At 69.2% G+C, this 23498-nt stretch carries 22 protein-coding genes; 16 read left to right on the top strand and 6 right to left on the bottom strand.

What is annotated here, in order from left to right; translation table 11 throughout:
- The first annotated feature begins 9 nt into the window (after window positions 1–9).
- From IEX71_RS15750 to IEX71_RS15740, 3 genes are all read left to right on the top strand, one after another.
- Entirely contained in the window at window positions 10–906 is an 897-nt protein-coding gene (locus tag IEX71_RS15750; protein ID WP_188838014.1) for an AAA family ATPase, read from the top strand.
- Window positions 884–2374, top strand: coding sequence for a VWA domain-containing protein (locus tag IEX71_RS15745; RefSeq protein WP_229749784.1), 1491 nt, complete (start codon window positions 884–886; stop codon window positions 2372–2374). Before IEX71_RS15750 ends, IEX71_RS15745 begins: the two co-directional genes overlap by 23 nt.
- Before the next feature lie 127 nt (window positions 2375–2501).
- A complete protein-coding gene (locus IEX71_RS15740) occupies window positions 2502–3764 on the top strand; it encodes a hypothetical protein (protein ID WP_188838013.1) in 1263 nt (420 codons plus the stop codon).
- Here the strand turns inward: IEX71_RS15740 and IEX71_RS15735 are convergent.
- From IEX71_RS15735 to IEX71_RS15725, 3 genes are all read right to left on the bottom strand, one after another.
- On the bottom strand, window positions 3755–5209 hold the full coding sequence (locus IEX71_RS15735; RefSeq protein ID WP_188838012.1) for a catalase: 1455 nt from the start codon (window positions 5207–5209) through the stop codon (window positions 3755–3757). The genes IEX71_RS15740 and IEX71_RS15735 overlap by 10 nt on opposite strands.
- A gap of 91 nt (window positions 5210–5300) precedes the next feature.
- Window positions 5301–6524 (bottom strand): protein kinase domain-containing protein, encoded by a 1224-nt coding sequence (locus tag IEX71_RS15730; RefSeq protein ID WP_188838011.1) that lies wholly within the window; start codon window positions 6522–6524, stop codon window positions 5301–5303.
- 85 nt (window positions 6525–6609) lie between these two features.
- Complete coding sequence (locus IEX71_RS15725; protein WP_188838010.1) at window positions 6610–7458, bottom strand: aldo/keto reductase; 849 nt, start codon at window positions 7456–7458, stop codon at window positions 6610–6612.
- A 100-nt stretch (window positions 7459–7558) separates the two neighbouring features.
- Here IEX71_RS15725 and IEX71_RS15720 point away from each other — a divergent pair, with 100 nt between their 5' ends.
- Window positions 7559–9337, top strand: a complete 1779-nt coding sequence (locus IEX71_RS15720) for an acetyl/propionyl/methylcrotonyl-CoA carboxylase subunit alpha (protein ID WP_188838009.1) — start codon at window positions 7559–7561, stop codon at window positions 9335–9337.
- 3 nt (window positions 9338–9340) lie between these two features.
- Here the strand turns inward: IEX71_RS15720 and IEX71_RS15715 are convergent, their stop codons facing one another.
- A complete protein-coding gene (locus IEX71_RS15715) occupies window positions 9341–9994 on the bottom strand; it encodes a TetR/AcrR family transcriptional regulator (protein ID WP_188838008.1) in 654 nt (217 codons plus the stop codon).
- 126 nt (window positions 9995–10120) lie between these two features.
- Between IEX71_RS15715 and IEX71_RS15710 the strand changes: the two genes are divergently transcribed.
- Entirely contained in the window at window positions 10121–10300 is a 180-nt protein-coding gene (locus IEX71_RS15710; protein ID WP_188838007.1) for a hypothetical protein, read from the top strand.
- Between the two features lie 145 nt (window positions 10301–10445).
- A complete protein-coding gene (locus tag IEX71_RS15705) occupies window positions 10446–10646 on the top strand; it encodes a hypothetical protein (RefSeq protein WP_188838006.1) in 201 nt (66 codons plus the stop codon).
- A gap of 13 nt (window positions 10647–10659) precedes the next feature.
- On the opposite strand, the gene IEX71_RS15700 is transcribed toward IEX71_RS15705, so the two are convergent.
- Window positions 10660–12075 carry an NAD(P)H-quinone dehydrogenase gene (locus IEX71_RS15700; protein ID WP_188838005.1) on the bottom strand — a complete coding sequence of 472 codons (1416 nt, stop codon included), beginning with the start codon at window positions 12073–12075 and terminating at the stop codon, window positions 10660–10662.
- Between the two features lie 68 nt (window positions 12076–12143).
- Between IEX71_RS15700 and IEX71_RS15695 the strand changes: the two genes are divergently transcribed.
- Both IEX71_RS15695 and IEX71_RS15690 read left to right on the top strand, forming a co-directional pair.
- Window positions 12144–12995 carry a purine-nucleoside phosphorylase gene (locus IEX71_RS15695; protein ID WP_373284648.1) on the top strand — a complete coding sequence of 284 codons (852 nt, stop codon included), beginning with the start codon at window positions 12144–12146 and terminating at the stop codon, window positions 12993–12995.
- On the top strand, window positions 12992–14626 hold the full coding sequence (locus IEX71_RS15690; RefSeq protein WP_188838004.1) for a phospho-sugar mutase: 1635 nt from the start codon (window positions 12992–12994) through the stop codon (window positions 14624–14626). Before IEX71_RS15695 ends, IEX71_RS15690 begins: the two co-directional genes overlap by 4 nt.
- A gap of 313 nt (window positions 14627–14939) precedes the next feature.
- Here the strand turns inward: IEX71_RS15690 and IEX71_RS15685 are convergent, their stop codons facing one another.
- Window positions 14940–15587 (bottom strand): hypothetical protein, encoded by a 648-nt coding sequence (locus IEX71_RS15685; RefSeq protein ID WP_188838003.1) that lies wholly within the window; start codon window positions 15585–15587, stop codon window positions 14940–14942.
- A 54-nt stretch (window positions 15588–15641) separates the two neighbouring features.
- Between IEX71_RS15685 and deoC the strand changes: the two genes are divergently transcribed.
- From deoC to IEX71_RS15645, 8 genes are read left to right on the top strand one after another with little or no spacing between them, the layout of a single operon-like run.
- Complete coding sequence (gene deoC / locus IEX71_RS15680) at window positions 15642–16589, top strand: deoxyribose-phosphate aldolase (protein WP_188838472.1); 948 nt, start codon at window positions 15642–15644, stop codon at window positions 16587–16589.
- 10 nt (window positions 16590–16599) lie between these two features.
- Window positions 16600–18051: an aldehyde dehydrogenase family protein gene (locus tag IEX71_RS15675; protein WP_188838002.1), complete on the top strand. Its 1452-nt coding sequence runs from the start codon at window positions 16600–16602 to the stop codon at window positions 18049–18051.
- Window positions 18051–18935, top strand: coding sequence for an aldehyde dehydrogenase family protein (locus IEX71_RS15670; protein WP_188838001.1), 885 nt, complete (start codon window positions 18051–18053; stop codon window positions 18933–18935). The genes IEX71_RS15675 and IEX71_RS15670 overlap by 1 nt, the downstream gene beginning before the upstream one ends.
- A 20-nt stretch (window positions 18936–18955) precedes the next feature.
- Window positions 18956–19561 carry an AAA family ATPase gene (locus tag IEX71_RS15665; RefSeq protein WP_188838000.1) on the top strand — a complete coding sequence of 202 codons (606 nt, stop codon included), beginning with the start codon at window positions 18956–18958 and terminating at the stop codon, window positions 19559–19561.
- 37 nt (window positions 19562–19598) lie between these two features.
- Window positions 19599–20777, top strand: coding sequence for a DUF7847 domain-containing protein (locus IEX71_RS15660; RefSeq protein WP_188837999.1), 1179 nt, complete (start codon window positions 19599–19601; stop codon window positions 20775–20777).
- A complete protein-coding gene (locus IEX71_RS15655; RefSeq protein WP_188837998.1) occupies window positions 20767–21414 on the top strand; it encodes a DUF4129 domain-containing protein in 648 nt (215 codons plus the stop codon). The genes IEX71_RS15660 and IEX71_RS15655 overlap by 11 nt, the downstream gene beginning before the upstream one ends.
- Window positions 21411–22517, top strand: coding sequence for a DUF4350 domain-containing protein (locus tag IEX71_RS15650; protein ID WP_188837997.1), 1107 nt, complete (start codon window positions 21411–21413; stop codon window positions 22515–22517). Before IEX71_RS15655 ends, IEX71_RS15650 begins: the two co-directional genes overlap by 4 nt.
- Window positions 22514–23497: an AAA family ATPase gene (locus IEX71_RS15645; RefSeq protein WP_188837996.1), complete on the top strand. Its 984-nt coding sequence runs from the start codon at window positions 22514–22516 to the stop codon at window positions 23495–23497. The genes IEX71_RS15650 and IEX71_RS15645 overlap by 4 nt, the downstream gene beginning before the upstream one ends.
- Window position 23498 lies beyond the last annotated feature (1 nt).

The following is a 23498-nucleotide window of genomic DNA, read 5'->3' as shown; positions in this document are numbered from 1 at the left end:
GTTGTCGCCGTGAGCAGTGACGACAGCGCGACGCGCTTCAACTCCGTCGACGAGGTGTCCCGCGCTCTGCAGAGCGCGGGATATCTTGCGTCCGAGGAGATTTCGACCACCGTCTATCTCGCGGCTGCCCTCGGCCGGCCGATCCTGGTGGAAGGACCGGCGGGTGTCGGCAAGACCGCGCTGGCCGCGGCGCTGTCGCAGTCGCTCGACCAGCGGCTGGTCCGGCTGCAGTGTTACGAAGGCGTCGACGAGGCGCGCGCCCTCTACGAGTGGAATCACGCCAAGCAACTGCTGCGCATCACTGCCGAGCAGGGCGCCGAGTGGGACGAGTTGCGCACCGACATCTTCGGCGAGGAGTTCCTGCTCCCCCGCCCGCTGCTGACCGCGGTCCGCAGCGAGGAGCCCGTGGTGCTCCTCATCGACGAGGTCGACAAGGCCGACGAGGAGATGGAAGGCCTGCTGCTGGAGCTGCTCTCGGAGTTCCAGGTCACCATCCCCGAGCTGGGCACGCTGCGTGCCAGCCACCGGCCACTGGTCGTGCTGACCTCCAATGCCACCCGCGAGCTCTCCGAAGCGCTGCGCCGCCGCTGCCTCTTCCTGCACATCGACTACCCGTCCCCCGAGCTCGAGCAACGCATCGTCTCGTCCCACGTGCCGGACCTGCCCGACGCACTCGCAGCCTCGATCGTGCGGGTCGTCGGAGCGCTGCGAGCGCTCGAGCTGCGTAAGGCGCCCTCGGTCGCCGAGACCGTCGACTGGGCGGGCACCCTGCTCAGCCTTGGCGCCACCGAGCTCGACCCGGCGGTCGTCCGGCGCAGTCTCGGCGTGATCCTCAAGCACAACAGCGACATCGAGCTCGCACTGCGCAAGCTGGATCTTGATCGTGACCTCGCCGGTTCAGCCTGAGTCCCCTGCTGTCGCACACCGATTCATCCGACTGGGTGCGGCGATGCGTGGGCACGGCATACGCGTCGGGCCCAGTGAGGTGACCGACGCGGCACGGGTCGCCGAGGCGCTCGGCTTCGACAACCGCACCCGCCTGCGCGCCGGTATGGCGGCCGCCATGGTCCGGCAGGCGGAGGACCGGGCGACGTTCGACCAGCTCTTCGACATCTTCTTCCCCGCGGCCACCGGCGCACGCACAGCGACCGGTGAGCAGGCGGACGACGACAGCGACCTCCTCGATCAACTGGCCCGTGCCCTGGCGACGGGTGACGACGCCGAGCTGGAACGGCTGGCAGGTGCCGCCGTCGAGTTGCTCGGCCAGGTCGACCCCGCCGATCCCGAACGCGGCTGGAGCTCGGCTCGCACCCTGGATGCCCTCGCACCGCAACGGGCCATCGCCGACGCCCACCAGCAACTGCGCGCGACGCAGGAAGGCGCCGGTGGTGAGGGCAACGCGCTCGGTCCCGGCTCCGGAATGGCGCCCTCGGCCTCCGCCGCCGCCGACACCTCCTGGGCGGTCAACCCCTGGGACCGCCCACCGACCCGCCCGGAACAACTCACCGACCGGGTCGACCGCGACGAATTGCGCCGCCGGGTCGACGACTTCCGGGCGCGTGTCGAGACCGAGTCCCGCCGTCGCAACGCCGAACTCCGCGACCGGGATCGCCTCGCGCAACTCGCGGTGCCGTCCTCGCTCCGGCGCCGCGATTTCATCAGCTCCGGCGACAAGCAACTGGCCGAGCTGCGCCGCGAGATCGACCCACTGACCCGGAAACTCGCCGCCCGGATGACCGCCCGCGAGCGCTCCGGTCGCCGCAGCATCGACGTCCGCCGCACCCTGCGTGCGTCCATGTCGACCGGCGGGGTGCCGATCAAACCGTCATACCGCCGCCGCGCCCCGCACCGCCCGGACCTGATCCTCTTCGCCGACCTCTCCGGATCGGTCGGCGGCTTCTCGACGTTCACCATGCTGCTGATGCAGGCGCTGCACCAGCACTTCCGGCGGGTCCGGGTCTTCGGATTCATCAGCAGCACGGCCGAGATCACCGATGTGGTGCACGCTCTGCCGCCGGGCACCTCGTTGACCAGCTGGGCGCTGGGCACACCGGAGCTGATCCGCCGCGGCACCAACTCCAACTACGGCTGGGCGCTGCGCACCTTCACGCGTGGCCACCTGGACGCCATCACCAAGCGGTCGACCGTGCTGGTTCTCGGCGACGCACGCACCAACTTCGCCGACCCAAACGTCGCCGACCTCGAGCGCATCCGGGACCGCGCGCGCCACATCGCCTGGTTGAACCCCGAGCCCAGCACTCTGTGGACACAGGGCGATTCCGCCGTGCGCAGCTACCGCACGGTCGTGCCGATGCACGAGTGCCGCAACCTGGAGCAACTGCGCCATTTCGTGGCCGACACGATGCCTACCTGACAGCCCGCTGGACCCGTTTCGGCATACTGACTGCCACATGAACTTCATTCTGAACAAGCACAGGAGGCTTGGCATGCGTTGGCGTTGCAGGGAGCTTGCGACTCGCATCGCCAACGCAGAACAAGCCATGATGCCTTCTCGAGCGACCGCAGCCGCCCTTGGCGCCGCCATACTCCTGGGTGCCGCTGCACCCGCGTATGCCGCCACCGACCCGGCCGGCGCACCGTCGTCGGTGCAGTTCAGCACCGCACGCGGGGACGCACCCCTTGTGCACCCGGGGCTCCACCAGACGACGGCCCCCACCGGCGACACCGAGCGCTACGCCGCCCTCAAACGCCCCAAAGGCGGAGCGGTGGCGGTCGCGATCTTCGGCTCGGTGGACGCCGAGATCACCACCACCGACGGCAACACGACCTGCTCCAGCAGCAGCGTCAGCCTCAGCAACGACGTCACCGGTTACACGTTCGTGTATGTCGACGCGTCCCAGTCGGAGCGGCAGTCCTACCAGTCGGACGACTGCAAGAACGCCACCGACCTGATCCTGAAGCTCAAGGCCGACGACAGCTCCTCGAGCTCGTCCTCGTCCTCCCCCGCGGCGAGCGGACCGCTGCAGTTCGCGGTCACGGTGGAGCCCCAGCTGGACGACGTCGGATCGCCGGCCCCGAAGAGCCAACAGGACGAGATCAAGGCGCCGAGCAAGTCCGTGCACGAGGGCGAACGTGCCCTCAGCGACCAGCTCTTCGCCCCGACCAGCCTCACGCCGGGCAGCTACAAGGTGTCGCTGACACCGGGCAAGCTGGCCGTCGCCCGCGTCCGCGTCGGCTGGGGGCAGCGGCTGGCCGCGTCGGTGGACGCCCCACGCAACGGCAGCAACTTCGCGCCGCCCCAGTCGCTGAATCTGGCCATCGCGGCCTTCAGCCCCCAGTGGGCTCCGGTCGGCGGCGGCACCGGCTCCGAACTGCTCTTCAAGGAGAGCTCCAGCGAGGAGACCGCCGACACCTACACGGCACCGGTCGATACCGGCAATCGCAAGCTCACCTACGGCGACGCGGGCGATGTCGGTGCCAGTGAGGCGCGGTGGACGACGGTCGCCGGCTGGTACTACGTCGTGGTCCGGGTCAGCGCGTCCGACGAGGGCGACAAGCTCACCACCGAGAAGCTGCCCGCCCGACTGAACCTCTCCGTGGTCGGCTCACCGACCGAGGGCCCCAGCTACGTCGGAGCCGACGGCAAGGCGGCCGTCGCGCCACCCGCGACGCAGCTGAGCCAGGGCGGTCACTCCGACTCCGGCTCGTCGACCGGCACCGTGCTGCGCGTCGTGGGCTCACTCTTCGTCATCGCCGTCGCCGCGGGCGTCGTCGCGCTGCTGTTGCGTCGCCGTCAGTCCTGAGACCGGACCCCCTGCTCGATCCGGTCACCGGTCTCCCGGTCGATGTTGCGCCAGTATTCGAACGCACGCTCCAGCACCGGGTCGCTCACTCCGTTGCGCAGGTGACCGACGACGTTGCTCACCAGTCGATCGCGCGCCGCGTCGTCCATGACCTCACGCACCAGGGTCCCCGGTTGCCCGAAGTCGTCGTCCTCCGGATGCAAGGTGTATGCCGCCCGCACGTGCTCACCGTCCGAGTGCCATCCGGCGGGCTCGCCGAACCGAGCCGTGTCCGCTGCCGGCCCGCCCTTGGAGTTGGGCGCATAGACCGGGTCGGAGACCGGGTGGATCCGCATCGCCCCGTCCTTGGAGTAGGACCGCACCTCCGCATGCTTCGGGTAGTTGACCGGTAGCTCGCGATAGTTGGCGCCGATGCGGTAGCGATGCGCGTCGGCATACGAGAAGATCCGCGCGAGCAGCATCTTGTCGGGACTCGGGCCGATGCCGGGCACCATGTTGTTCGGCTCGAAGGCCGCCTGCTCGATCTGGGCGTGATAGTCGGTCGGGTTCTGCTTCAACGTCATACGGCCGACCTCGATCAGTGGGTAGTCCTTGTGGGACCAGGTCTTGGTCAGGTCGAACGGGTTGAAGCGGTAGTCGGCGGCTTCCTCGAACGGCATGACCTGCATGTGCAGGGTCCAGCTCGGGTGGTCCCCACGCTCGATCGCCTCGTAGAGGTCGCGCGTGTGGAAGTCGCCGTCCGCACCCGCCAGCCGATCGGCCTCGGCCTGCTCGAGGAACTCCACGCCCTGGTCGGTCTTGAAGTGGTATTTCACCCAGAAGCGTTCGCCCTGGGCGTTGACCCACATGTAGGTGTGGCTGGAGTAGCCGTTCATGTGCCGCCAGCTGCGCGGGATGCCGCGGTCGCCCATCAGCCAGGTGACCTGGTGCGCGGACTCCGGCGACAGCGTCCAGAAGTCCCACTGCATGTCGTTGTCGCGCAGGTTGGTGTCGGCGCGGCGCTTCTGGGACCGGATGAAGTGCTGGAACTTCAGCGGGTCGCGCATGAAGAACACCGGCGTGTTGTTGCCGACCATGTCGTAGTTGCCCTGGTCGGTGTAGAACTTCAGCGCGAAGCCACGCGGGTCACGCCAGGTGTCGGGGCTGCCGCGCTCGCCGGCGACCGTCGAGAACCGCGCGAGCATCTCGGTCTTCTTGCCGGGCTGGAAGAGGTCGGCCTTGGTGTATGCCGAGACGTCGCCCGTGACCTCGAACTCGCCGAAGGCACCGCCGCCCTTCGCATGCGGTTGCCGCTCCGGCACCCGCTCCCGGTTGAACTGCGCCATCTGCTCGATCAAGTAGGCGTCGTGGAGCAGGATCGGTCCGTCGGGGCCGACCGTCAGTGAGTGCTCGTCGCTCTCGACGGGTATCCCGGCATCCGTGGTCGTGTAGTTGTCCTTGCTCATGTGCCTCACACAAACACCGACACCGAAATGGGTCAAGGGTGCTGCAGATGAACAACCGGGCCGAGCCGTACGCCGAGGGCGTGGCTCCAGCTCAGCCCTGCTGCCACGTGTAGCTATCGCCGTCGGCGACGCAGCGCAATGTGTGTGACCCGCTGGTGTCGTTCTCGGCGGTCCCGGCGTCCTGCCACTGACAGGTGCCGCCCTCGACGGCTCCGCCCGGTGTGAGGTCGCCCTTGTCCGACGAGCCCGGCATCCAGATGCCCAGCAGCGCCGCGATCGCGACGACGGGCACGAGGACGAGGCCGACGCGCCGGCCGGTCGCGGACCGCGACGGAGCAGCGACGGGAGTCGCCGCCCGCGTGTGCGCGGCTCGCTGCGTGCGTGTCGCGTCCTGGGCGTGCTGGTGCAGCAGCTGGGTGGACGAGCCGGGCACCTGGGTGGACGGCCCGGGCACCTGGGTGGCCGAGAGCGTGGCCGGCGCCGCGACGGCACCGGTCGGCACCCGCGACGGCACGACGATCTGCTGCTGGTCGACCCATGCCAGGTCGGGAGTCTCCAGCGCGTCGGCGGCGGCAGCCGCCGACGGCGGACGCGACTGGGGATCGGGGTCGGCCAGATCGGTGACGACGCGCCACAACCGGTCGGGTATGCCATCCGGGCGCGGCGGCACCTGATCACGGGTACGCCGGATCTCGTCCGGCTTGTGGCCGGTGAGCAGCTGGAACGCGACGATCCCGGCGGCATACAGGTCGAACCCGGGTGCCGGGTCCCCGCCGGCCAGCTGCTCGGGCGCCAGGTAGCCGCGGGTGCCGAGCACGACCGACGTCGTGGTCATCCGGGGCGAGTCGGTCGGCACCGCGATGCCGAAGTCGGTGAGCATCAGGTGTGGTCGCGCTGGTCCGGTCGCCGCGAGCAGGAGGTTCGCCGGCTTCACGTCACGGTGTATGACGCCTGCGCTGTGCACCGCGTCCAGTGCCCGCATCAGCTGGCGCAGCAGCTCCGCGACATACCGCGGCGGCAGCGTGCGATGGTCGCGCTGCAGATCGCTGACCGCTCCACCGTCGACCAGCGGCATCGTGAACAGCACCCGGTCGTCCTCGCCGGCCCAGCCCACCGGGGTGACGACGTTGGGGTGGTGGATGCGGACGCCCTGCTCGCGCATGAAGCGCAGCAGCGCGCCGGCGTCGGACTGGCGCAGCACCTTCGCGGCCAGGACACGGTCCTGTTTGCGATCGTGCACCTGCCAGACCGACCCCATGCCGCCCTCGCCGATGATGTCGATCAGCTCATAGCGACCCGCGAATATCTCTCCCACGGGTCAGCAGGATGCCAGGTCAGCCCATTCTCCGGCGAACCGCTCTCACGGCTCGTCGCACGAAGGACCGCCGTGGCGGACTCCTTCAACCGAATTTCTTGGGGTCCGGGCCGGTGCGCAAGCCGCGGTCCAGCGGCGCGATGGCGGCCAGGTCGTCCTCGGTCAACTCGAAGTCGAAGACGTCGAAGTTCTGCTCGATCCGTGCGGGCGTGACCGACTTGGGGATCACCACGTTGCCGATCTGCAGGTGCCACCGCAGGATCACCTGGGCCGGTGTCCGGCCGAGGCGCTCGGCGATCCCGCCGATGACCGGGTCGGTGAGGACGTCACCGCCGGAAGCCAACGGGCTCCAGGCCTCGGTCACGATGCCGTTGTCCTGGTGGAACGCGCGCAGCTCCTCCTGCTGGAGATAGGGGTGCAACTCGATCTGGTTGATCGCCGGGAACTCGCCCAGCTCGTCCTTGACCCGCTGCAACTCGTCGACGCCGAAGTTGCAGACCCCTGCTGCCCGGATTCGGCCGTCGTCGCGCAGCTGCAACAGCGCGCGGTAGGTGTCGACATAGGTGTCCTGCACCGGCGCCGGCCAGTGGATCAGGTAGAGGTCGACAGGGCGGCCGAGTCGCTTCTCTGACGCATCGAACGCGCGCAGCGTGGCGTCATACCCCTGATCGTCGTTCCACACCTTGGTGGTCAGGAACACCTCGTCGGCCGACAGGCCGGACTCCGCCAGCGCGGTGCCGGCGCCGGCCTCGTTTCCGTAGATCTTCGCCGTGTCGATGTGTCGGTAGCCGGTCTGCAGTGCCGCCGACACGGCCGCCGCGACCTCGTCGTCCGGCACCTGCCAGACACCGAAACCGAGCTGCGGGATCTGCACGTCACCGTCCTTGGCTCGGAGCGCGACGGTGGGCACGGGCTGCTTGTCCTGTCCAGTCATGTCGGGGCCAACACCACCGGCGTGCGCAATATGCCGCGATCCGATCCGGTCTCACAACCCGAGCACGTGATGCGCGTCACGCGCCGATAAGGTCAGCCGCATGCCGCAACTGCACAAAGTCCTGATCGCCAACCGCGGTGAGATCGCCGTGCGTGTCGCGCGCGCCTGCGCCGACGCCGGACTCGTCTCCGTGGCCGTCTACGCCGAGCCCGACCGGGACGCGCTGCACGTGCAGGTCGCCGACGAGGCCTACTCGCTGGGCGGCTCGACCCCCGGCGATTCCTACTTGCTGGGCGACAAACTGCTGGAGATCGCGCGCCGGTCCGGTGCCGACGCCGTGCATCCGGGCTACGGATTCCTTTCCGAGAACGCAAGATTCGCGCAATCGGTCCTCGACGCGGGACTGATCTGGATCGGTCCGCCCCCTGCCGCGATCGACAGTCTCGGGGACAAGGTCAAAGCCCGTCACATCGCCACTGCCGCCGGCGCACCGCTGGTGCCCGGCACCAAGGACCCGGTCGGGGGCGCCGACGAGGTCGTCGCGTTCGCACAGGACCACGGGCTGCCGGTGGCGATCAAGGCGGCGTATGGCGGAGGCGGCCGCGGGCTGAAGGTCGCCCGCGCCGTCGAGGAGATCCCCGAGCTGTTCGACTCAGCCGTGCGTGAGGCGGTGACCGCCTTCGGTCGTGGCGAATGCTTCGTCGAGCGCTTCCTGGACAAACCGCGACACGTCGAAACCCAGTGTCTTGCAGACTCTTCCGGCAACGTCGTGGTCGTGTCCACCCGTGACTGCTCGCTGCAGCGCCGCAACCAGAAGCTGGTCGAGGAGGCGCCCGCGCCATACCTGTCCGAGGAGCAGCGCGCGGAGCTTGTGCGTGCTTCCAAGGCGATCCTGACCGCGGCCGGTTACGTCGGCGCCGGCACCTGCGAGTTCCTGGTCGCGCAGGACGGGACCATCAGCTTCCTGGAGGTCAACACCCGGCTGCAGGTCGAGCACCCGGTCTCCGAGGAGGTCACCGGGATCGACCTCGTGCGTGAGCAGTTCCGCATCGCAGCCGGCGAGGAACTCGGGTACGACGACCCGGCGCCTCACGCGCACTCGATCGAGTTCCGTATCAACGGCGAGGACGCCGGCCGGGGCTTCCTCCCCGCGCCCGGCACCGTCGAAACCTTCACCGCACCCAGCGGCCCCGGTGTGCGCGTCGACTCGGGTGTGGTGTCCGGGGACGTCATCGGCGGCGCGTTCGACTCGATGCTCGCCAAGCTGATCGTCACCGGCCGCACCCGCACGGAGGCGCTGGAGCGGTCCCGGAGGGCACTCGCCGAGATGGTCGTCGAGGGTATGCCGACGGTGCTGCCCTTCCACCGCGCCGTCGTGTCCGATCCGGCGTTCGCCTCCGACGACGAGACGCCGTTCGCCATACACACCAGGTGGATCGAGACCGAGTTCGACAACACCATCGAGCCGTATGCCGGCACGCCGCCCGTCGCGGACGAGGCACCGGCCCGGCAGTCGCTCGTCGTCGAGATCGACGGGCGTCGGCACCAGCTCACGCTGCCCGGCGACCTACAACTCGGTGGTGGGGGCGCAGCCGCTGCAGGCCCCACCCGTAAGCGCGCCCCCAAGCGGTCCCGAGGTGGCTCCTCCGCCGCAGCGGTCTCCGGTGACTCGCTCACCGCACCGATGCAGGGCACCATCGTCAAAATCGTTGTCGCAGAAGGCGATCAGGTCGAGGCAGGCGACACCGTCGTCGTGCTGGAGGCCATGAAGATGGAGCAGCCGATCACGGCGCATCGCGCGGGCACCGTGGCGTCGATCGGCGCCACCGTCGGTGAGACGGTCCCCGCCGGCGCGGTGCTCGCCACCATTACGGAATGACTTCTACCGACTGACTTCGTCCTCCAGGTCCGCATCGCCGATGGCGCGCAGCACGAGGGTGACCATCGACCGCAGGTAGCCGGGACGCTCCTGCGGTGAAGTGGCGAGCAATCCGTTGAGTACGACACCGTCCAGGCAGGCGACGATCGCCTCCGCGCGCAGGCGAGCCGCGGACTTCTCACTGCGGCACACGATGCTCTCGACGATGTCGGTGAGGTTGGTCCGCCAGGCGACGATCGGCTCACTCAGGGAGGGCGTCCGACCCGCCTCGAGCGAGAGCTCGGACATGGTGATGACCAGCGCCGGGTGCTCCGACCAGCGCATCAGCATCTCGATCGTCGCATCGACCGCCTGGTCGATGCCCTCGTCGCCCGCGGGACTCGGCAGCGACGCACCCAGCGCGCGGACATCCGCGTGCAACGCCGCGGCGACGAAGTCACTGAGCGCGGTCAGCAGCGCCAGCCGGGTGCGGTAGTAGACCGAGCAGGTGCCTTCCGGCATACCCGCCTCGCGGTCGACCGCGCGGTGGGTCAGCCCACGCATCCCGGACCGGCCGACCACTGCGATCGCACTGCGCAGCAGGAGTTCCTGGCGTGCGGCAGTGCCTTCGGGGGCCTGGCCGGATCGCTTGCGCGCGGCTCGTCTGCGGGCGGACACCCTTCACTTTCTCATGCCGCGAGCAACGACGTGATGCAGACCACGCGCGCTCGATTTGCAATCGGTCACTACAGGCGTAGTGTTGTAGTCACTACAAACGTAGTACCCAAGACATCAGGAGTTCGAATGATCAACATCAACGCCTTCTTCATCGGCTTCGTGGTCATCAACGCGATCGCGCTCGCGCTCCTCGTGGGCTTCGCCGCCGTCGAGACCACCCGTTTCTTCGCCGCGAACCGCAAGCAGCGCATCGCGCGCCACGAGCCGTTCGGCCGCTACTACTCGCAGCTGGCCCTCGGCCACTGATCCGCAGCGCGCACCGTCCGCGCAGCACCACGAAAAGCGACGTCGTCTCGATCCCCTTTCCGAGACGGCGTCGCTTTCTGTCATCGGTGCGCGGGCCCGTAGATTGGGTGGTCAGACCCTTTCCGCCGGCAGATCGGATCACGCCGTGTCAGTGCTCGTGAGATTCATCATCCTGATCGTCATCGTCGCTGCCGTGGTCTACGGGCTGCGGACACTGCGCCCCAAGCTGCGCGAGCAACGGCACCGCCGCTGGGAGGAGGCCGGCTTGCTCCCCCACCAGGTCGATCCGTATGCGCCCAAGCCGAAGGAAGAGGACGACACCGACCAGGACGGCGAGCACCGCTGAGGTGCGCGCAGGCTCAGAGCTCGGCTTCGTGCAGCCGGCGTGCGGCCTCGGCGATCGAGCCGGTCATCGACGGATAGACCGAGAATGTGCTGGCGACCTGGTCGACGGTGAGACGGTTCTGGACCGCGAGGCCGATCGGGTAGATCAACTCCGACGCCTGCGGTGCGACGACGACGCCACCGATGATCGTGGTGCTGCCGGGTCGCACGAAGAGCTTGACGAAACCGTCGGTGATGTTGCGCATCTTGGCTCGCGGATTGGTCGACAACGGCAGCGTCAGTGCGCGCGCCTCGATCCGGCCCTCCTCGACGTCGGCCTGCGAATAGCCGACGGTGGCGATCTCCGGGTCGGTGAAGATGTTGGCGCAGACGCCTCGCAGGTTGAGCGGAGCGACCGCGTCGCCGAGCGAGTGGGCCATCGCGATCCGGCCCTGCATGGCCGCGACCGACGCCAGTGGGAGGACACCGGTGCAGTCGCCGGCGGCATACACGCCTTGAGCCGAGGTGCGCGAGACCCGGTCGACCGGCACGTGACCGGATTTCGTGGTCTCGATCCCGACCGTGTCGAGACCGATGTCCTTCGTCAACGGCACGGAGCCCACGGCGAGCAGGACGTGCGAGCCACGTACGTCACGGCCATCCTCCAGCGTGACGACGACCTCGTCGCCTTCGCGGCGGGCTGCCGCCATACGGGAGCGATTGAGGACCTTCATGCCACGCCGCCGAAAGACGTTCTCGATCACGGTGGCGGCGTCGGCGTCCTCGCCGGGCAGCACGCGATCACGGGACGACACGAGCGTCACCTCGCAGCCCAGCCCCAGGTAGGCGTGGGCCAACTCGGCGCCGGTCACGCCGGACCCGACGACGATCAGCTTCTCCGGGAGCTCGGTGAGGTCGTAGATCTGCTGCCAGGTGAGGATCCGCTCGCCGTCCGGCACGGCGGTGTCCATGACGCGCGGCGTGCACCCGACGGCCAGCAGGATGACGTCGGCGGCGAGTTCCTCGATGCCGCCGTCCGCGAACTCAGCCGTGACCTTGCCCGGGCCGGCGATGCGACCGCGGCCGTTGGCGATGCGGACTCCGACACTCTCCAGTTGCGCCCGGATGTCGCGGCTCTGCGCCTTGGCCAGATCGAGGATCCGCTCGTTGATCTGCTTCGCGTGGGCCTCGGCGTGCTGGTCCTCCGCGGTGCCTTCGAAGCCGACGCCGAGCCGGCCGGCGGCCGCGAAGCGCGACATGAAGTCGGAGGTGGCGATGAGGGTCTTGCTCGGCACGCAGTCGGTCAGCACCGCTGCACCGCCGAGGCCGGTCTCCTCGATGACCGTGACCTGAGCTCCGAGTTGTGCCGCGACCAGTGCGGACTCGTAACCGCCAGGGCCGCCGCCGATGATCACGACCTGTTTCCGACTCACAAGGTCGCATCCTTCCATGTCGACCGGTGGTTGCCGAAAACGCGTGTGCGCTGTGCGCGCGGCCCACACGTCATACGCTGGCGCGCGTGACTGCTACGACTGCATTGGCCGACCCCGCGACCGACCCCTTCGACGTTGCGCGGGACGCCGCCGCCATCATCGCCGAACGCACCGGGACGCCCCGGCACGACATCGCCCTCGTGCTCGGCTCCGGTTGGGGCGAGGCCGCCGACCGCATCGGCGAGACGCTCGCGACCGTCGACAACGCCGACGTGCCGGGTTTCGCCGCGGCGGCGGTCGCGGGCCACTCGAGTGCGATGCGTTCGATCGCCATCGGTGACACCGGTGCCCGTGCACTGGTCTTCGGCACCCGCACGCACTTCTACGAGGGCAAGGGCGTGCGCTCGGTGGTACACGGCGTCCGCACCGCGGCAGCCGCCGGTTGCCACACGATCGTGCTGACCAACGGCTGCGGCGGCCTCGACCGCTCGTGGGGACCCGGCACTCCGGTGCTGATCCGGGACCAGATCAACCTCACCGCCCACTCGCCCATCGAGGGCGCGAACTTCGTCGACGTCACCGATCTCTACACCCCGCGGCTGCGGGACATCGCCCACACCGTCGACCCGTCGCTCGACGAGGGCGTCTACGCACAGTTCCGCGGGCCGCAGTACGAAACGCCCGCAGAGGTGAAGATGGCCGGGATCCTGGGCGCCGATCTGGTCGGTATGTCGACGGCGCTGGAAGCCATCGCGGCGCGGCAGGCGGGGCTGGACGTGCTCGGCGTCAGCCTGGTGACCAACCTCGCCGCCGGGATCAGCGACCAGCCGCTCTCCCACCAGGAGGTCATCGAGGCCGGGCGCGCCGCGGCCGAACGCTGCGGGCAGCTGCTCGCCGATGTGGTGGGTCGTATCGCGAGCGAGGGTCGCCCGGCATGAACGACGTGGCGACTGAGGCACGCGACTGGATCGCGGACGACCCGGACGAGCAGACGCGCGCAGAGCTCGAATCCGTAGTTGCTGCAGCAGAATCCGGTGATGCGGCAGCCTTGGAGGACCTGCGGGACCGATTTTCCGGACTGCTCGAGTTCGGCACTGCCGGGCTGCGCGGAGCGTTGGGTGCCGGGCCAGCTCGGATGAATCGCGTGGTCGTGATCCGGGCAGCGGCCGGCCTGACGGCATACCTGCAGGACACGCTCGGCAAGCGCGACGTCACCGTCGTGATCGGGTATGACGCCCGGCACAACTCCGACGTCTTCGCGCGGGACACCGCGGCCGTCGCGGTCGGCGCCGGCGGTCGGGCGATGATCCTGCCGCACACATTGCCGACACCGGTGCTGGCGTTCATGATTCGCCACCTCGGAGCCGATGCGGGCGTCATGGTCACCGCGAGCCACAACCCGCCGCAGGACAACGGCTACAAGGTCTACCTCGGCGACGGCAGTCAGATCGTCGCACCGGCGGACGTGCGGATCGCCGATGCGATCAGTCGGTTCCCGAAGGCCGCCGATGTGCCGTTGGCCGACGACGGCTGGGAGACCCTCGCGGACGAGGTGGTCGACGACTATCTGACCGCGGTGACCCGGGTCGTTCGACCGGACGGTCCTCGCGACATCAACATCGTGCACACCGCCTTGCACGGCGTCGGATCCGCTGTGTTGCGAGCTGCTTTCGACCGTGCTGGATTCCCCGCACCGGAGTCGGTCGCCGATCAGGCGGAGCCGGACCCCGCGTTCCCCACGGTCGCCTTCCCCAACCCCGAGGAGCCGGGCGCCATCGACCACGCACTCGCACTCGCCGCCGAGACGAGCGCCGATCTGGTGATCGCGAACGACCCGGACGCCGACCGCTGCGCCGTCGCAGTACCGCGCCCGGACGGGTGGGCCATGCTGCGCGGCGACGAGGTCGGAGCCCTGCTCGGCGCCTATCTGCTGCAACGCGATGTCGCACGGGACGCGGTCTTCGCCAACTCCATCGTCTCGTCCCGACTGCTCGCCGCGATGGCCAAGGCAGCCGGGGTGCCGCACGCCGAGACCCTGACCGGCTTCAAGTGGATCAGCCGCGTACCCGGCCTCGCCTACGGCTACGAGGAAGCACTCGGTTACTGCGTGGACCCGGAAGCGGTCCGGGACAAGGACGGCATCAGCGCCGCCCTGCTCGTCGCCGAGTTCGCGGCGCAGTGCAAGGCCGAGGGCAGGACCCTCGACGACATACTCGCCGAGCTGGCCGTGCAGCACGGCACACACGCGACCGACAGCTTCTCGGTGCGCGTCGACGACCTGTCCGTCATCGGCGACATCATGGGCCGACTGCGGTCGAACCCGCCGCAAAGCGTTGCAGGACAGGAAGTTTCGCAGGTCGACGACCTCTCGCTCGGCGCCGGCGGACTGCCGCCCACCGAGGGACTGCGCTACTTCCTGGCCGACGACACCCGGGTGATCGTCCGGCCCAGTGGCACTGAGCCGAAACTGAAGATCTACCTGGAGACCATCGACGCCGACCCGGAGGTCGCCCGCCGCAAACTGGCCGACGTACGCGCCCAGTTCGAGCGACTCACCGCTGCCCGCTGACCAACATCCGCCTGTGCACGAGTCTCCCCAGTGTCAACGCATGACCGGCCCAAGCCGCCATACCCGTGCACGAGTCTCCCCAGTGTCAACGCATGACCGGCCCAAGCCGCCATACCCGTGCACGAGTCACCCCAGTGTCGCCTCCCGCACGGGCTGACCATCCAGTCCGATCACGACTCGACACTGGGGAGACCTAGGCACGGGCTGACCATCCAGTCCGATCACGACTCGACACTGGGGAGACCTAGGCACGGGCTGACCATCCAGTCCGATCACGACTCGACACTGGGGAGACCTAGGCACGGGCTGACGATCAGGCGACGAGCGCCACCACAACGAGGATCACCGCAAGCACGAGTGCGGCGATCGGCGCCCACGCCGGCTCGACGACGAACTCGTCCTTCGCCCGCACCGACGGGTCCCGGCCGACCGCTCCCTCGTAGTCCTCCTGCCCGGTCCGGATCGCGGCAGCGACCCCGGCGGCCGAGCCGGGGCGGGCACCCATGACGGACCCTGTCGGGTCTTCGAGGTCGATCTCACCGATCCCGGGACCGGCGTGCATGCCGGTGCGGCGATTGACCCGACGCGGCCGCTGGGAGGTGATCGCCCACGATCCGTAGCCCTTGCCGGCCGCGTTGTAGATCTTGAGGTTCCACCGCTGCTCGACGAGATCGAGGGCCGGCCAGCCGGCACGCACGTCACGCACCAGGTTGCGCATCACGACACCCGCCTGGGACAGCTGGACGCACGGTCGCAGGAAGACGATCCAGATGAGCAACAGGCCGGCGAGCGGCCAGCAGAACTGCTGCGGCTTGCTGAATCCGGAGTCGACGATGATCAGCACGAAGAACACGACGCAGGCCACCGCAAGGATGATTCCGGGGACGAGCATCGCGGGCTGCCGATAGGTGCGGCGGGGTCCGTGCGCAGATGTGTTGCGCCGGGGAAGATTGAAGGGCATGACCGGTAGGCTGCACCGGTGAGCCCATCATCTGCAACGTCGCGGGCCCGGGACATGCTCGGTGTCGCCTCTTTGACCAACAAGGCACTGCGCACCTGGCTGCACGGACTGCCCGGCGTCGATCAGGTCGGCATCGAGGCCCGAGCCGCTGCCCTGGCCACCCGATCGATCAAGACCACCAGCAAATCCTGGGCGATCGACACGGCCATCGGCATGATCGACCTGACCACTCTCGAGGGCGCCGACACCCCCGGCAAGGTCCGCAGCCTGTGTGCCAAGGCGCAACTGCCCGACCCGTCCGATCTCGGCACGCCACAGGTCGCCGCGGTCTGTGTGTATGGCGACATGGTCGGCATCGCGAAGGAAGCGCTCGGCTCCAGCGGCATCCACGTCGCGGCCGTCGCCACCGCGTTCCCCTCCGGCCGCGCCAGCCTCGCCGTCAAGCTCGCCGACACCAAGGACGCCGTCAAGGCTGGGGCCGACGAGATCGACATGGTCATCGACCGCGGCGCGTTCCTGTCCGGTGACTACCGGCTGGTCTTCGATCAGATCGCCGCGGTCAAGGAGGTGTGCGCCCGCCCCGGCGATGCGCCGGATGCGCATCTGAAGGTCATCCTGGAGACCGGCGAGCTCGCGACATACGACAACGTGCGCCGCGCCTCGTGGCTTGCCATGCTGGCCGGGGCCGACTTCATCAAGACCTCCACGGGCAAGGTCCAGCCGGCCGCGACGATGCCGGTCACGCTGCTGATGCTGGAAGCGGTCCGCGACTGGCGCGAGCTCACCGGCGAGATGGTGGGCGTGAAGCCGGCCGGCGGCATACGCACCAGCAAGGACGCGTTGCGCTACCTCGTCATGGTCAGCGAGATCGCCGGTGACGACTGGTTGTCACCGGACTGGTTCCGCTTCGGCGCATCCAGCCTGCTGACCGACCTCCTGCTGCAACGCCAGAAACTGCGCACCGGTGCCTACTCCGGCGCCGACTACGTCACGATTGACTGAAAGACCAGTAATGACACCAAGATTCGAATACGCGCCGGCACCCGAATCGCGTTCCGTCGTCGACATCGCCTCGTCATACGGGCTGTTCATCGGCGGCGAGTTCGTCGACCCTGCTGACGGCAAGTCGTTCAAGACGATCAACCCGGCCACCGAGGAGAAGCTCGCGGATGTCTCCGAGGCGAACGCCGCCGACGTCGACAAGGCCGTGCGGGCTGCGCGTCGGGCTTACGACCGCACCTGGAGCCGGCTGTCCGGTGCCGAGCGCGGGAAGTACCTTTTCCGGATCGCCCGGATCATGGCCGAGCGGGCCCGTGAGTTCGCGGTGCTGGAGACCCTCGACAACGGCAAGCCGATCAAGGAGTCACGCGACGTCGATGTGCCGACCGCAGCGGCGCACTTCTTCTACCACGCGGGCTGGGCGGACAAGTTGGACTACGCGGGCCTGGGTCCGAACCCGCGGTCGCTGGGCGTCGTCGGGCAGGTCATCCCGTGGAACTTCCCGCTGCTGATGCTGGCCTGGAAGATCGCGCCGGCCCTCGCCACCGGCAACACCGTCGTGCTCAAGCCCGCCGAGACGACGCCGCTCACGGCGCTGCTGTTCGCCGACGTATGCCGGCAGGCCGACCTGCCGCCCGGAGTCGTCAACATCGTCACCGGCGCCGGTGCCACCGGCCAGGCCCTGATCGAGCACCCCGACATCGACAAGATCGCCTTCACCGGCTCCACCGGCGTCGGCAAGTCGATCGCGCGGACGATCGCCGGCACCCGCAAGCGGCTGTCCCTCGAGTTGGGTGGCAAGGCCGCCAACATCGTCTTCGACGACGCACCCGTCGACCAGGCCGTCGAGGGCATCGTCAACGGCATCTTCTTCAACCAGGGTCACGTGTGTTGCGCCGGCAGCCGGCTGCTCGTGCAGGAATCGGTCGCGGACGACGTCATACACCGGTTGCAGCGTCGCCTGCAGACGTTGCGCGTCGGCGACCCGCTGGACAAGAACACCGACGTCGGCGCCATCAACTCCGCCGCTCAGCTGGCGCGCATCACCGAGCTCGTCAAGGCCGGTGAGGCCGAGGGGGCGCAGCGCTGGAGCCCGGAGTGCACACTGCCGGAGCGCGGATACTGGTTCGCACCAACGGTTTTCACCGGTGTCTCGCAGTCGCACCGCATCGCGCAGGAAGAGATCTTCGGGCCGGTGCTGTCGGTGCTGACCTTCCGCACGCCCGACGAGGCGGTGGCGAAGGCCAACAACACGCCATACGGTCTGTCGGCCGGCATCTGGACCGACAAGGGCTCGCGGATCCTGGCGATCGCCGACCGGCTGCGCGCCGGTGTGGTCTGGGCAAACACTTTCAACCGTTTCGACCCGACGTCGCCGTTCGGCGGCTACAAGGAGAGCGGCTACGGCCGCGAGGGTGGCCGCCAGGGTCTCGCCGCTTACCTGGACACGGAAGGAACGCACTGATGGCACGCCTCGAGGTGCGCAAGACCTACAAGCTCTACATCGGCGGCAAGTTCCCCCGCTCGGAGTCCGGCAGGTCCTACGAGGTCGTCTCGACCGGTCGCTCCCCCAAGTTCCTGGCCAACGCGGCGCAGGGCTCGCGCAAGGACATCCGCGACGCCGTCGTCGCCGCCCGCGGCGCCGTCAAGGGTTGGTCGGGCGCGACGGCATACAACCGTGGTCAGGTGCTCTACCGCGTCGGCGAGATCCTGGAGGGTCGCCGTGAGCAGTTCATCGCGGAAGTCTCCGCGAGCGAGGGCCTGACCAAGCCGCAGGCGACCAAGATCGTCGACGCCGCCATCGACCGATGGGTCTGGTATGCCGGGTGGCCCGACAAGCTGCCGCAGGTGCTGGGCAACCTCAACCCGGTCGCCGGCCCCTATTTCGACATCTCGGCACCTGAGCCGACCGGGGTCGTGGGCATCCTTGCGCCGCAGGCGAGTTCGCTGCTCGGACTGGTGTCGGTCATCGCCCCTGCCATCGTCTCCGGCAACACCGTCGTGGTCATCACGAGCGAGGACCGGCCGTTGCCGGCGATCTCGCTGGGCGAGGTGCTGGCCACCTCCGACGTGCCGGGTGGCGTGGTCAACATCGTCACGGGCCGCACCGCCGAGCTCGCGCCGTGGCTGGCGTCGCACGCCGACGTCAACGCGATCGATCTGGCCGGCGCGACCGAGCTGCCCTGGGGCGAGCTCGAGGCGGCTGCCGCGGACACCGTCAAACGGGTCGTGCGCCCGGCCGGTGACGGCGCCGACGCGGTCGAGCCGGACTGGCTGGAGGCACCGGACCTGTCCCGGATGACGGCGTTCTTGGAGACCAAGACCGTCTGGCATCCCAAGGGACTTTAGAACTGCCTGAGCCACCCACCGTGAACGATTCAGTTCCCCATGCCCGCGTCCTCGTGCTCGGCGGCCCCAGCGGCTCCGGCAAGTCCCGCTGGGCCGCCCACCTGTCCCGCGAACACGGTTGGCCGATAGTCCGATTGGACGACTATTACAAGGACGCCGGCGACCCGACGCTGCCCAGCTCGTCGTTGGGGATAGCCGATTGGGACGACGTACAGTCGTGGCGGTGCGACGACGCGGTCGACGCACTCGAGGAGTTGTGTCGCACCGGCGAACTGATCGCGCCGGTCTACGACATCGGGGAGTCGGCGGCGACCGGCACTCACGAGGTGCACCTGGGCGGTGCCGACACCGTGATCGCGGAGGGCATCTTCGCGCCATACGTCATCGGTCCGCTGCGGGAGCGCGGACTGCTCGCCGGCGCCTATTGCGTGCACCACAATCGATGGGTGACGTTCGCGCGCCGGCTCGCCCGCGACCTGTCGGAGCGGCGCAAGCCGCCGCTGGTGCTGCTGCGGCGGGGCCTGCGGCTGGCCAAGGCGGAGCCGCAGATCGTGCGCGACCAGCTGCGCATGGGTGCGCAGCCGATCCGACCCAAGGAGCTCGCGCGTCGGCTCCGCACGGATTGAGCGGGTCCCTCCCGCGGTGATCCTCTAGGGTCGGCACATGAGCAACGGCTGGACGAGCCCAGGGGGCGACTCGCCCGACGGTGCGCCGGGTGCACAGGCACCGCCACCTCCCCAGTACGGACAGTACGGCGGGCAACAGCCACCTCCGCAGTACGGGCAGTACGGCGGGCAACAGCCACCTCCCCAGTACGGACAGTACGGCGGGCAACAGCCACCTCCCCAGTACGGGCAGCAACCGCAGTACGGGCAGTACGGGCAATATCCGCAGCAGTACGGCCCGCCGGCGCCGTTCCGGCTCGCGCCCAAACCCGGCGTCATACCGCTGCGCCCACTGAGCCTCGGTGACATCTTCAGCGGCACGTTCGGCACCATCCGCGGCAACCCCGGCGCGACGCTCGGACTCTCGGCGCTGGTCGCCCTCATCGTTGCGGTGCCCGCCGTGCTCACCACGCTCGCGCTGTCCGGCGCCGATCTGACCACGACCGACAGCTCGGGCACGACCGTCAATCTCGGCACGCAGCTGAGCAGCAGCGTCACCGCGATCTACACGGCGATCGCCGGGATCTTTCTCACCGGCATGCTGACGGCGGTCGTTGCGGAGGCGGTGCTCGGCCGGCGGATCTCCATCGGCGAGACCTGGCAGAAGGTCCGCGGCCGGCTGTTGCCGCTGCTCGGTATGACGCTGCTGGTCGGCCTCGCGTTCGTGATCGCCGCCGGGATCGTCGTCGGCATCATCGTGCTGCTGGCGCTGACGACCAGCACCGCCCTCGCGGTGACCGTCGGCATCCTGCTCGGTCTCGGGATGCTCGTCGCGTTCATCTGGGCCGCGATCAAGGTCTCGCTCGCCTCACCGGCCATCGTGCTCGAACGCGTCGGGCCGGTGGCCGCACTGCGTCGCTCCTGGTCGCTGAGCAGCGGCCAATGGTGGCGGATCTTCGGGATCACCCTCCTCGCGCAGCTCATCGTCGGCACGATCAGCAACATCGTCCAGCTGCCAGGGGCAGCGGTCCTCGTGGCGTCCGCGGGTGACGCGGGCACCCCGAGCGTCGGCGCCGTCCTGGCCGTCGAGCTCGTCTCCGTGGTCGTCAGTGCCCTCACCGCACCCTTCACCGCGGGCGTCACCGCGCTGCTCTACCTCGACCAGCGGATCCGCAAGGAGGCGCTGGATGTCACGTTGATGGAGGCTGCCGCCAAGGACGGTGCCGGTGGGCCGTGACGGCGCAGTGCCACTGGATCCGAGCGGTGGCACGGCACGTGAGTGGTTGCGGCGGGAGCTGGCCAAGCCGGCGTACGCCGACCAGCGCAGCTGGCTGCAACGGCTCTGGGACTGGGCGACCGACCGCCTGGGCGATCTGCTGCAGGGCGTCGGGAGCGCGCTGCCGCTCTTTGTCCTGATCCCGCTGTTGCTCGTCGTGATCGCGATCGTCGTCTTCGGACTGTCCCGGCTCCGCGGCCGCGGTGCGAGCACCGGTGCTGGTGCTGGTGCTGGCAAGGGCGTCCTCGCCGACGTCGACCTGTCGGCCGACCAACTGCGGGACCGGGCCGCCGGCGCCGCCCGGGAAGGCGCCGACTCCGCAGCGTTCATCGACTACTTCCGCGCGCTGACCCGCCGTGCCGAGGAACGCGCCCTGTTGGTGGCGCAACCCGGGCGCACGGCACACGAGGTGGGCACGGAGCTCGCGCCGTACTTCCCAGCACACGACACCGGGATCCGTTCGGCCGCAACGTTCTTCGACCAGGTGAGGTATGGCGGAGCCGACGCCCGCCCGGACGACGTGGCGCGGATCACCGCACTTGACAAGGAGCTGGACGCGACCCGCCCACAGCACGCCGAGCAACGGGTCACGACATGATCACCCGCGGCCGAGTCGCGGTCGCAGTGATCGTCGGGTGCTTGTTGGCGGTCTTGATCGGCGCGGTCCTACTCACTCCCCGCACGTCCAGCGAGCCGCTCGACCCCGCGTCGGCCGAGCCGGACGGCGCACGCGCGGTCGCGCAGGTGCTCGGGCAACACGGTGTGGACGTGACGATCACGCATCGGGTCGGCCAGCTGCGCTCCGGCGACGTTCGTGACGCCACCGTCGTGCTGACTCGTCCGCAGCTGCTCGCCCCGAGCACGCTCCAGCAGACGATGGCTGCGGCCTCACAGGCCCGTCGGCTGATCATCGTGGATGCCGACCCGAGCACGGTCAAGGCTCTCGGGCTACCCATCGACTCCGTCGATCCAATGCGTTCCGAACCGGTTTCGCGCTGCACGGTCGGGTGGCTGGACGGCCTGCGGCTCAGCTTCGCGGACGTCTCCTACCGCCCACGCGCCACGGGCCAGACCTGTTTCGGCGAGGGTGGCGCAGGTGCCGTCGTCGTGTTGCCGGCACAGGGTCGTGCACCGGAGACCGTGCTGCTCGGCAGCCATGCAGTGCTGGCCAACAAGACCGTGACCGATGCTGACAACGCCGCGATCACGTTGCGCACCTTCGGTGCGAGTGACCACCTCGTGTGGTTCGCGCCCTCCCTCGGCACGGCCGACAACAAGGCCGTGCAGGGCCCGATGTGGCCGGACTGGTTCCACCCGGCCATCTGGCTGGCTGGTGCCGTCGTCCTCATCGTGATGGTATGGCGCGGAAGGCGTTTCGGCCGGCTGGTGGTCGAGCCGCTGCCGGTGGTGGTACCCGCCGACGAGACGACCCGCAGCCGCGGCCAGCTCTATCGGAAGGCGCACGACCACGTGCGCGCCGCAGCGGTGCTGCGTCTGGCGACCCGCACCCGGCTGGCGCGCTATCTGGGGCTCGCACCGAACGGCCGCCCCGAGACGTTGATCGGGCATGCGGCCCGGGCTGCGCAGCACGATCCGCAGCGGGTGGCCGATCTTCTCTACGGCGCCGACCCGCCGGACGACGACGCCATGACCGCACTCGCGAAGGACTTGCAACAACTCGAAAGGCAGGTACGACGATGACATCGCTCCCTACGGACGACACGGAGGCCGCACAGCGCGCCCAGGCCGCGCTCAGCGCGGTGCGCGGCGAGGTGGCCAAGGCCGTGGTCGGTCAGGAGGCTGCCGTCACAGCACTGGTCATCGCTCTGCTCGCACGCGGTCACGTGCTGCTGGAAGGTGTGCCCGGAGTCGCCAAGACCCTGCTCGTGCGCTCCCTCGCGGCTGCTCTGTCGATCGAGACCAAACGTGTGCAGTTCACACCCGACCTGATGCCCGGCGACATCACCGGATCACTCGTGTTCGACTCGCGTTCCTCGGAATTCACCTTCCGGCCTGGCCCGGTCTTCACCAATCTGCTGCTGGCGGACGAGATCAACCGCACTCCTCCGAAGACGCAGTCCGCGCTCCTGGAGGCGATGGAGGAGCGTCAGGTCTCGGTGGACGGCGAAGCCCGCCCGGTGCCGACGCCGTTCATGGTCGCGGCCACCCAGAACCCGGTCGAGTACGAAGGCACCTACCCACTGCCGGAGGCGCAGCTGGACCGGTTCCTGATGAAGGTGAGCATGCCCCTGCCGGAGCGGGACGCCGAGCTCGAGGTGCTGCGGCGGCACGCGGCCGACTTCGATCCACGTGACCTGGCAGCCGCCGGCATCCGCCCGGTCGCCGGGCCGGCGGACCTGGCCGCGGGAACCGCCGCCGTGCGCGGGGTCCAGGTCCGTGCCGACGTCGCGGCATACATCGTCGATCTGGTCCGTGCGACGCGGTCCGCGCCGTCATTGTCCCTCGGGGCGAGTCCGCGCGCGGCGACCGCGTTGCTGGCCACCAGCCGGGCCTGGGCGTGGCTGAGCGGACGCGATTTCGTGACCCCGGACGATGTGAAGGCGATGACCCGCTCGACGCTGGCCCATCGGCTCCAGTTGCGCCCGGAGGCCGAGCTCGAGGGTGTCGGCACAGCAGCCGTGCTCGACTCGGTGATCGGCGCGGTCCCGGTGCCTCGGTGAG

Source organism: Flexivirga endophytica, from assembly GCF_014640635.1.
In the GTDB taxonomy this organism is placed as follows: domain Bacteria; phylum Actinomycetota; class Actinomycetes; order Actinomycetales; family Dermatophilaceae; genus Flexivirga; species Flexivirga endophytica.
This window is presented reverse-complemented; position numbering and strand designations above follow the sequence as displayed.